Origin of the sequence: Xanthomarina maritima, assembly GCF_008084905.1 — a bacterium.
GTDB classification, from domain to species: Bacteria; Bacteroidota; Bacteroidia; order Flavobacteriales; family Flavobacteriaceae; genus Xanthomarina; species Xanthomarina maritima.
Genome location: NZ_VSFC01000062.1, coordinates 384739 through 395380 on the forward strand (window position 1 = coordinate 384739; position 10642 = coordinate 395380).

Consider the following 10642-nt stretch of genomic DNA (forward strand, 5'->3'; position numbering starts at 1 on the left):
ACGACTTATTTAGGTTGTTTTTAATAATTTATTCTTCCTCGTCTGTTGCTACTGCTTTCTTTTTAGAAGCAGATTTTTTAGCTGCTTTAGGAGCATCATCTTTAGACGCATCTTTATCAGCTTTACGCTCTGCTAATCCACCTGCAATAGCTTCAGTTACGTGGCTTAAAATTTTGCTAATTGATTTAGAAGCATCATCATTTGCTGGAATTACATAATCAACCTGACGTGGGTCAGAGTTGGTGTCTACCATAGCAAAGATAGGAATGTTTAATTTTTGAGCTTCTGCAATAGCAATGTGTTCGCGTTTAATATCTACAACAAATAATGCTGCTGGTAAACGAGTCATGTCTGCTATAGAACCTAAGTTCTTTTCTAATTTTGCACGTTGACGGTCTACTTGTAAACGCTCTTTTTTAGATAAAGAATTGAAAGTACCATCTTTCTTCATTCTATCAATAGTAGCCATTTTTTTAACAGCTTTTCTAATAGTAACAAAGTTAGTTAACATACCACCTGGCCATCTTTCTGTAATGTAAGGCATGTTAATGTTACCTGCTTTTTCAGCAACAATATCTTTAGCTTGTTTTTTTGTTGCAACAAATAAGATTTTACGTCCAGAAGCTGCAATTTTTGCAAGTGCTGCTCCAGCTTCATCTATTTTTGCTGCTGTTTTGTATAAGTTAATAATATGGATGCCATTACGCTCCATATATACGTAAGGAGCCATGTTTGGATCCCATTTACGTGTAAGGTGTCCAAAGTGTACACCTGCTTCAAGTAAGTCTTTTACTTCTACTGCCATTTTTTAATAGTTTACGTTCTGTTGAATTAGCAATGATTTAGTGGTCGTTTTTCAATTCGCCTGAATCATTTAGATGCTAAACTAAATCCTGTCTTTTGGACTAGGACAACAATAACTAGTTTAATTTTTTGTTTTACGCTGAAAACTAATTCAGCAATTTTGGTATTAACGTTTAGAGAACTGGAATTTCTTACGAGCTTTCTTCTGACCGAATTTTTTACGTTCAACCATTCTTGGATCTCTTGTTAATAAACCTTCTGGTTTAAGAGTTAATCTGTTTTCTGCATCTAATTCGCACATTGCACGAGATAATGCTAAACGGATTGCTTCAGCTTGACCAGTAATACCACCTCCATATACATTTACTGTAATATCAAAGTTGCCATCATTGTTAGTCATAGCTAAAGGTTGGTTTACTTTGTACTGCAAGGTAGCAGTAGGAAAATAAACAGCCATGTCTTTTTTATTAATCGTGATGTTACCTTTTCCTTTTGCAACATACACACGAGCAACAGCCGTCTTTCTACGGCCAATTTTGTGAATTACTTCCATGTTATTTGAATTCTTCTAGGTTAACTGTTTTTGGTTTTTGAGCTTCATGAGTATGAGCTGTGCCAACAACAACATTTAAATTACGGAATAAATCTGCACCTAATTTGTTTTTAGGTAACATTCCTTTTACTGATTTTTCTACTAATCTTGCTGGATCTTTTCCAAACATTTCTGTAGCAGATAAACTTCTTTGACCACCTGGATAACCTGTGTGACGAATGTAAGTTTTATCGTTCCACTTGTTTCCTGTTAAGTTGATTTTTTCTGCATTGATAACTATAACGTTATCTCCACAATCAACGTGTGGTGTGAAGTTAGGCTTATGTTTACCTCTTAAAAGTTTTGCAACTTTAGAAGACAAACGACCTAGGCTTTGACCTTCAGCATCAACTAAAACCCACTCTTTATTAACAGTAGCTTTGTTTGCTGAAATTGTTTTGTAGCTTAATGTGTCCACACTTATTAATTTTTCTAATTAAACATTCCTCTCTTTAAAAGAGTTTGCAAATTTACGATTATATATTTGATTACCAAATAGTGTAGTAAGATATTTTTAATAACTCTGTTAATATCTTTTATGGGTCTTATTTTTGAGTTAAAAATCATAATTTTAGCTGTAGTACATTATTTACAAATACTTATATCAGTTTTTATATATTCATTTGTTAGTAGTTAAAAATAAATGAGTTATATTTTTTTTTAACTGTTTTAAATTAATATTAATAATGTATCTTTATTGGGTAATTTTTAAACCAAAAAAATATGAATTTAAAATGGTCTTATACGGTCTTGGGGATTTTAGCTATTGGACTTTGTTTAGCATCCTGTAAAGAAAAGACAGATTCCGTAGAAACTGAACAATCGAAAGCTATTGCAAGTACAGGTGAATACGATAGAACCGTATTACCAATTGTTAGGCCCAAACGTCCTTTTTATACAGAATTGGATGTAAGAGATGTAAAAGCACCACCTCGTTTTGAGGTAAAAGCACCAAAAGGAGCACCAAATGTTGTTATTGTTTTAATAGACGATATGGGCTTTGGAGTTACTAATGCCTTTGGAGGCCCAATTGAAATGCCAACAATGGATAAACTTGCTGATAACGGATTGCGTTATAATCGTTTTCATACTACCGCTTTATGTGCGCCAACACGATCTGCACTAATGACTGGCTACAATCACCACTCGGTAAATATGGGTTCTATTACGGAAACAGCAACATCATTTCCTGGAAATGATGCCATTAGGCCACAATCTATAACACCAATGCCAGAAGTATTACTTCAAAATGGTTATAATACAGCTATGTTTGGGAAATGTCATGGTGTTCCGCCATGGGAATTATCCGTATCCGGGCCCCAAACACAATGGCCGGCACATTCTGGTTTTGAAAAGTTTTATGGCTTTCTTGGAGGAGAAACCAACCAATGGGCGCCATTAATCTATGATGGTGTTACCATGATGGAAACACCAAAAGATTCTGATTATCATTTTACGGTAGATATGACGAATCAAGCTATTTCTTGGGTTCGTTTTCAGCAAGCAATGACGCCAGAAAAACCATTTATGATGTATTATGCTCCAGGAGCAACACATGCACCACATCATACACCACAAGAATGGATTGATAAAAACAAAGGAAAGTTTGATGCAGGTTGGGATGTGATGAGACAAGAAACTTTTGAAAGACAAAAAGCATTAGGAATCATACCTCAAGACGCAAAATTAGCTCCAAAGCCAAAGGATATAAAAGACTGGGAAGATTTGACAGACAAGGAGAAGAAATTGTTTTCACGTCAGATGGAAGTATATGCCGGATTTGCACAACAAACGGATTATGAGATTGGACGTTTAAAAGAGGCTATTGAAGATTTAGGCGTTATGGATAACACCGTATTTATCTATATAGCAGGAGATAATGGTACGAGTGCAGAAGGTGGAATGAATGGAATGTTTAATGAAATGACGTATTTCAATCAAATACCAGAAACAGTTGATGATATGTTAGAACATTATGATGAATGGGGAAGTCCAAGTACCTATCCTCACATGGCAGCTGGTTGGGCAGTAGCATTAGATGCGCCTTTTACATGGACCAAACAAGTGGCCTCAGATTTTGGTGGTACACGAAATGGAATGGTTATTCATTATCCAAAAGGTATTACAAAAACTGGAGAGATTCGTGAACAGTTTAGCCATGTGAATGATATTGCACCAACAGTTTATGAAATTGTAGGCGTTCCTGCACCAAAAGTTGTAAATGGTATTAAACAAAACCCAATAGAAGGAACCAGTTTGGTTTATACATTTAATGAGAAGGATGCTGAAGAACAGCATAAAGTGCAATATTTTGAAATGTTTGGAAACAGAGGTATCTATAGCGATGGTTGGTTAGCCAGAGTAATACATAAAACGCCTTGGGGAGCAAAACCTTTAAGAACCTTACAAGAAGATATTTGGGAATTGTATAACGAGCAAGAAGATTTTGCTTTAACTAATAATCTGGCTGATAAACACCCTGAAAAACTTAAAGAACTCCAAGAACTTTTTATGAAAGAGGCTGAAAAATATCATGTATTACCTATAGATGACAGGTTGTTTGTTAGATTGACGGCATCAGCAGTAGGAAGACCAACGCTTATGGATGGTCGTAAACAGCTTATATTAGGAGAAGGTATGAGAGGCATGGCACCAGATGTTTTTATAAACACTCACAATGTATCGTTTTCTATAACTGCTGATGTGGAAGTAGATAATAATGGGAATGGTGTTTTAGTATGTCAAGGAGGACGTTTTGGTGGCTTTTCACTATACATAAAGAATGGTATTCCAGCTTTTACGTATAATTTTTTAGGTTTAGAATCTTATACAGTTAAAGCAACTGAAAAACTTAAATCTGGAAAACACAAAATTGTTATGGATTTTAAATATGATGGTGGTGGTCCCGGAAAAGGTGGTTTAGCAACCATTATTGTTGATGGTAATAAATCAGCAGAAAATAGGATTGATAAAACTCAAATGACCATATTCTCTGTAGATGATATGGCAGATGTTGGAATAGATGAAGGCACGCAAGTAGCTGATTACGGTTCTTCAAATAAATTTAATGGAAAAATAAAAAAAGTTGTTATTGACGTAAAATAATAGTCTAATTTATTAAAAAGTAAAAAGCCCAATTTAAATTTAAATTGGGCTTTTTACTTTAACACACTTATGCTTTTTATTTAAATGTTAATCATTTTAACAAAAGATGTTAAGTCTAGGTTAAACCATTCCAGTTATTTGGAATGAGCGCATGTTTTAAGTAGTTTATATATCAAAGAAGTTTAATTAAAAAAATATTTACAAATGGAAAATTTAAATAGAAAGACCGTTGCTATTTTAGCAACTAATGGATTTGAAGAAAGTGAATTAAAAGAACCAAAAATAGCATTAGAAGAAGCTGGGGCAGATGTGCATATAGTTTCTTTGGAATCTGGAGAAATTAAAGGGTGGTCCAATGGAAATTGGAGTAATACCTATAAAGTAGATAAAACTTTAGACAAGGTGTCACAAAGTGATTATAATGCCTTATTGATACCTGGAGGAGTTATAAATCCTGATTTATTAAGACGAAATGATAAAGCAGTATCTTTTGTAAAATCATTTTTTGAAAACAAAAAACCTGTAGGAGCAATATGTCATGGTCCATGGTTGTTAGCAGAAGCTAATGTTTTAAAAGGACGTAAAGTAACTTCATATAACTCTATTAAAACAGATATGATTAATGCAGGTGCAAATTGGGTTGATCAAGAAGTTGTGGTAGATGAAGGATTGGTAACTAGTCGTTCACCTAAAGATTTACCAGCTTTTAATTCAAAATTAATTGAAGAAGTTTATGAAGGGAAACATAAATTACAAACCGCTTAAACTTTGAATTAATTTTAAAAAGCAGGATTTTGATAAATCCTGCTTTTTTTATTTACTTTAAATTCAGATAAAATACTTTATAGACATTGATTTAATTTTTAAACCCTCTTTTTAAAAATAAAAATTCACTTATTTTAAACTTATTTGATTAATTATATCTAAATTAGGTAATTAATATTTCCCCCTATCTATTAAGAGCACTAATTAAATACTGTTTATTAGTGAACACAAAATCATTAGTTGTAAAATATTACCTAGCATTCGCTTTAGCATGTTTAATGCTATCAAGTTGTAGTAACTACAAAAAAGTTAATGTAAAAAAAGGAGTATTAGATTTAACCGATTGGGATTTTAAACATGATGGCGTAACCAATCTAAGTGGTGAATGGGAGTTTTATTGGAATCAATTACTCGAACCAAAGGATTTTAGTAGTAATTCATCTCATAAATATATTGAATTGCCTGGTGTTTGGAATGGATATCAACATAATAATGAAGAACTTCCAGGAGAAGGTTTCGCAACATTTAGATTGCGAATTAAAAACAAACTGCAAAACGAAAAACTAGGACTTAGAATTCCGTACCATTTTACTGCTTATAAATTATGGATTAACGATAGCCTTCATGCAGAAAACGGTAAAGTTGCAGATTCTAAAATTAGATCAATTGCTCAAACCTTACCTTTATATGTTTACTTTAGTCCTCCAGAAGGCGATATAGTAGTTACAGTTCAAATTTCTAATTATACTTTTGATAAAGGAGGTTCTCCAGCGACCTATAAATTAGGACTTGAAAAACAATTAATAGCCATTCGTGCTAGACAGGTGGCACTCGATCTATTTTTAGCAGGAATTCTTTTTATCATGGCTTTTCATCATTTAGGATTATACTATTTAATGAAAAAAGAGATTTATACCTTATACTTTAGTATAGTTTGTTTTTTGGTTATGTTTAGAACTATTAGCTTAGGAGAATCTTTTTTAATTGAATTATTTCCTGACTTCGATTTTGAAGCATACACCAGACTAGTCTTTATTGGATATTTTATTGGTCCACCAATATTTATTTTATTTATTCAAAAACTTTATCCTAAAGATTCTATTCTAATTCTAGGGAAAATATTTATGCTTATAGGTGTTTTATTTGCTGGGTGCTTAATTTTTCCAGCTAATGTGTCTTCTAAATTCATAACACCTTACGCATTAATTTTACTCGTATTATATAGTTACTTGCTATTCATCCTTATTAGAGCATGTGTAAATAAAAGAGAAGGTTCTTTTGTCGCTTTGTTTGGATCTGTTATTATGGTTGGCACTGTAATCAATGATATTTTATACGATAATCAAATAATTAACACAGGTTATTATTCTTCTTATGGGTTAGTTGTTTTTATATTTAGCCAATCGTTTTTATTGTCTATCAAGTTTACAAATGCTTTTAGCTCTATTGTAAAACTATCTTCTAATATTAAAAAAATCAATATTGCCAGCAATCGCTTTGTACCTAGCGAATTCTTGAGTTTCCTTGGAAAAGAAAGTATCGTAGATGTTAAACTTGGCGATCATGTTACTAAAGTAATGACCATATTCTTTGCTGATATTAGATCTTTTACCTCTATTTCTGAAAGTTTAACACCAGAGGAAAATTTCAACTTTATTAATTCCTTATTAAACAAATTCGGACCTATAGTAAGAAAAAATAATGGCTTTATTGATAAATTTATTGGAGATGGTATTATGGCTTTATTCCCAGACAATCCAAAAGATGCCTTGGTTGCCGCTATAGAATTGTTAAAAGAGTTGGAGGAGTATAATGTAAATAATGGTATTGGCTCTGCACCAGTAAAGTTAGGAATAGGTATCAATACAGGAACACTTATGCTAGGTACTATTGGAGAAGAAGAAAGAATGGATGGAACCGTTATTTCCGATTCTGTTAATTTAGCCTCCAGATTAGAAGGTCTAACTAAAATATTTAGTTCAAATATTATTGTAAGCGAAAATGTCTTGTTAGAAGTAAAAGATGTTTTAGATATCGAATATAGATTTTTAGGAAAAGTACCTGTTAAAGGAAAGAACATTTCCGTTGCTATATATGATGTGTTCTCTTCAGATTCCAAAGAAATGAAATCAATAAAACATGAAATTAAAGAAGATTTTGAAAAAGCGATTGCATGTTATGAAAATGAATCTTTCAACGAAGCAAAAAAATTATTTGTAAAAGTACAAACCCTATTTCCTGACGATTTAGCCACCCAATACTACCTAGATCTTATTAATAATAAAAAGTAAAAACTAAGAAATTTCAAATGTTTTAGATAATTAATAATCAGATGAATTATCAATTTCTTAATTGTTGGTTCCTCATTAAATCCATTGATGTATGACTATTCCTTACAGAAATCCAATTTTTCATGACGAAGGCAAATCAACCTATGCTGGCGATTTCGAATTAACAGATCAAGCCCTAAAAAATTATAAAGTTGCTAGAGATAAATTTGGCACAACAGAAATCGATTTGCCAACGGGCTCTTCGTTTACAGTAAAAGATTATCAATATAGATTAGATGATGGTAGCGTAGGTATGCACTTTGTTCCTGTTAGTAATAATGACAGTATTATGGGACCAGATAAAATCTATAAATCAGGTTTTTATTATATAGATGAATTTCTTCGAAAAAAAATGAATTTAAAACCAGAAGAACCAATTTATGCATTGATAAACTATTTTCATCCAGAATTAAATAAAGGGAAATTAACAGAGCTTTTAGCACCTACTTCAGAAAAAATTGAAATGGGCTTTACGCATCTAGGTGCATATTACGGTAAAGGCTATACAACCAATGCTCCCATGTTATACCATTGGCACAGATTTGGTGTCACTGGCGAAGCCAATCAAACAGTTTTTGGTTATCCAGCTAACGTTCAAATTATTTCACTTAAAGGTGTACCACAAGCAACCGTAAATAAAAATTTAAGATATGTAGATGTTTGTTTAAATAGTGGAGTAGAATTTCCTAGCAAAGATGCACAGATTTATAAACATGCTAAATTTAGACCTGTAGATATTAATACAGCACTTATGTTCTATAGAGATTGGATTAATTATGAAACATATTTACATACAGACGATTCATGGAATACCTATTGTGCTGCTCATAAAACCTTAGTGGCAACGATAGCTTTAAATCTGCCTCATAATTTGGCATCGTTTCAAGAAGTTTATGGAACCTCTGAAGGTGCAGATTTATTCGAAAAATTCAAGTTATTTTATAACAATGTGATTGGACCAGATCCAGGGTTTTTACCTACAGATGAAACGTATTTTGAACCAGTTTGGAAACAACAAGGTTTAACAGCAGATCAAATTAGTCCCTTTACTTTAGAAGAATATAATGCCTATGAAAATGCCAGAATAGCTGGAACTATAAATTCATTTAAAGGAAAAAAACCTTTACCACCAAATAAGGCAACTTGTTGGGCAGCACAAACATCAGCCGATGTTATTTTTGATATTGTTCAAGTCTATGCAGATATGTTAGATGTTGGTCCAATTATTTCGAGTGCAGTTATTTTAGGATTTATGGACACCATCGACGATCGAATGGGAATTAGTAAATTAACTTATTTATGGCATGCCATGCCTATTGTAGATAAATTAATGATGGCTCATGCAAATATCTATGCAGCAAAAGATTCAGACAACTATTTAAAAACTACATTCGAAGAATTAGTTGTAGCATATGGAGGCACAAATGATACGTCTAATAATTTAGATGAAGAACTAAAAAAACTTAAAAGCTTTAAAGGCATTTTAGAGTTTATAAAAAGCGACCCAATTCCGAAAGCTATTGCTGCTTGGGCTCTTCTTGGTGTTGTTTCTCATTGGGATGACATTATTAAAACAGGAACCTTAACTGCAACAGATGCTTATGTAAAATTTATGGAAGCTTGTAAAGAAGACATGGAAAAAGCAAAAGCTTTATACATTAAAGACCCAAGTAAAATAGAATTTAACACACCACCAGCTATTGCACATTTAATTTGTAATGGCATGTACGAACCAGATGAATTTGTGACACTTACAGAAGTTTGTACCATTATAGATATAACTGAAGCGCAATTAAAAACATCTTAATTCTTACATCATGAATAAAAAATCTAAAGATAATCATCCAGAATTATTTGAAAACATGTATCCACCTCTCACAACAGAAATGAAGGGGCTTATAAAGGAATTACAAGAGATTGTTAAAAATCCTGAAGTCGTAAAAGCTTTTAATAAGGCCATCTCTGAAGTGAATCCTGTTTTACAAGATGGAAGTAATAAACCAAATCCGTGGCTTGGAAAAACCATCGATTATTTTGTAAGCTATTTTGAGAATTGGTTTACATTTTTACCAACACCAACAGGAGGCTTGGGTAAAATCATGCCTTTTACTTATTTTTATTTAGATAACCCTTCGGCATTTCATTTTTTAAATACCTTCGAAAGTAGACAAAATAAAAACGAACCATATTCTAAAGAGATTTTTAACTGGACTGTTAAATTTATTAAAGCTCGTGGGAAGTTTATGGATTCGAAAGAATCTTTAATGTATATGGATAGTTGGCTTGATGATCCTTCTGCTAATATGAACGATTTTATAATCCCGAAAGGAGGTTTTAAATCATTTAATGAATTCTTTACTCGCGAATTAAAAAAGTCTGCAAACCCAAGACCTATTTCAAATCCAGAAAACGATGCTATAGCAGTGGCTTCAGGAGATACTGAAATAAATTTTATTGAATCAGATTTAACCTTAACAACGCCTTTAAAAGTAAAAACAAGATTTATAAATGTGATAGAGCTTTTAAATGGTTCAAAATATGCCAAACATTTTGTTGGTGGTACAGCCGTGTCTTGTGTATTGATGCCTAATAGCTACCATAGATATCATGCTCCAGTAACTGGTAAAATTGTAGAATCTCAAGAAGTTCAAGGCATTTACAATGGTATTATGGATGGTGAAGATTGGTTTAACAAAGGAGATATTGGAGAAAGCACAACCGATTTCAGCATTTTTGAAGATTTCCATCGTTCTTATTTTATCATGGAAACCAGTCAATATGGTTATGTAGCTTTAATTCCTGTAGGTCTAAATACCATAAGTGCTATGTTTCCATCTTTGGTAAATAAAAAATCAACTTTGGTGCCACCAGGTTCTCCAGCAGTACCAATTAAAAAAGGAGACGAACTTGGCTATTTTGCCTATGGAGGTTCTTTAAATATGTTAATGTTTCAAAAAGGAGTATTCAGTTCGGTATCTGTTTTAATGGGACAGCGTTTGGGTGAAATGAAACCAATTATTAAGTAACTATATTTGTCTTGTCCTGA

General features: G+C 32.6%; 8 protein-coding genes. 5 read left to right on the plus strand and 3 right to left on the minus strand.

Translation table 11 applies throughout. The features are described 5' to 3' along the window. Window positions 1-28 precede the first annotated feature (28 nt). From rpsB to rplM, 3 genes are all read right to left on the minus strand, one after another. Window positions 29-805 carry a 30S ribosomal protein S2 gene (rpsB, locus tag FVF61_RS14080; protein WP_148457499.1) on the minus strand — a complete coding sequence of 259 codons (777 nt, stop codon included), beginning with the start codon at window positions 803-805 and terminating at the stop codon, window positions 29-31. A gap of 165 nt (window positions 806-970) precedes the next feature. Further along, window positions 971-1357: a 30S ribosomal protein S9 gene (gene rpsI, locus FVF61_RS14085; RefSeq protein ID WP_148457500.1), complete on the minus strand. Its 387-nt coding sequence runs from the start codon at window positions 1355-1357 to the stop codon at window positions 971-973. Between the two features lies 1 nt (window position 1358). Next, window positions 1359-1814 (minus strand): 50S ribosomal protein L13, encoded by a 456-nt coding sequence (gene rplM, locus FVF61_RS14090; RefSeq protein ID WP_148457502.1) that lies wholly within the window; start codon window positions 1812-1814, stop codon window positions 1359-1361. Between the two features lie 305 nt (window positions 1815-2119). On the opposite strand from rplM, the gene FVF61_RS14095 reads away from it, so the two are divergent. From FVF61_RS14095 to FVF61_RS14115, 5 genes are all read left to right on the plus strand, one after another. After that, the gene (locus FVF61_RS14095) at window positions 2120-4501 is read left to right on the plus strand and encodes an arylsulfatase (protein WP_148457504.1); all 2382 of its coding nucleotides are present in this window, start codon (window positions 2120-2122) and stop codon (window positions 4499-4501) included. Window positions 4502-4705: 204 nt separating this feature from the next. Then, window positions 4706-5266, plus strand: coding sequence for a type 1 glutamine amidotransferase domain-containing protein (locus FVF61_RS14100; RefSeq protein ID WP_148457506.1), 561 nt, complete (start codon window positions 4706-4708; stop codon window positions 5264-5266). 221 nt (window positions 5267-5487) lie between these two features. Next, a complete protein-coding gene (locus FVF61_RS14105) occupies window positions 5488-7557 on the plus strand; it encodes an adenylate/guanylate cyclase domain-containing protein (protein WP_148457508.1) in 2070 nt (689 codons plus the stop codon). A 91-nt stretch (window positions 7558-7648) separates the two neighbouring features. After that, entirely contained in the window at window positions 7649-9403 is a 1755-nt protein-coding gene (locus tag FVF61_RS14110; RefSeq protein ID WP_148457510.1) for a hypothetical protein, read from the plus strand. A 10-nt stretch (window positions 9404-9413) separates the two neighbouring features. After that, window positions 9414-10622, plus strand: a complete 1209-nt coding sequence (locus FVF61_RS14115) for a phosphatidylserine decarboxylase (RefSeq protein WP_148457512.1) — start codon at window positions 9414-9416, stop codon at window positions 10620-10622. Window positions 10623-10642: the final 20 nt, after the last annotated feature.

Excerpts from the sequence above, each read along its gene's own strand:
- rpsB (WP_148457499.1), bottom strand. The coding sequence starts at position 805 with ATGGCAGTAGAAGTAAAAGACTTACTTGAAGCAGGTGTACACTTTGGA.
- rpsI (WP_148457500.1), bottom strand. The coding sequence starts at position 1,357 with ATGGAAGTAATTCACAAAATTGGCCGTAGAAAGACGGCTGTTGCTCGT.
- FVF61_RS14095 (WP_148457504.1), top strand. The coding sequence starts at position 2,120 with ATGAATTTAAAATGGTCTTATACGGTCTTGGGGATTTTAGCTATTGGA.
- FVF61_RS14100 (WP_148457506.1), top strand. The coding sequence starts at position 4,706 with ATGGAAAATTTAAATAGAAAGACCGTTGCTATTTTAGCAACTAATGGA.
- FVF61_RS14110 (WP_148457510.1), top strand. The coding sequence starts at position 7,649 with ATGACTATTCCTTACAGAAATCCAATTTTTCATGACGAAGGCAAATCA.
- FVF61_RS14115 (WP_148457512.1), top strand. The coding sequence starts at position 9,414 with ATGAATAAAAAATCTAAAGATAATCATCCAGAATTATTTGAAAACATG.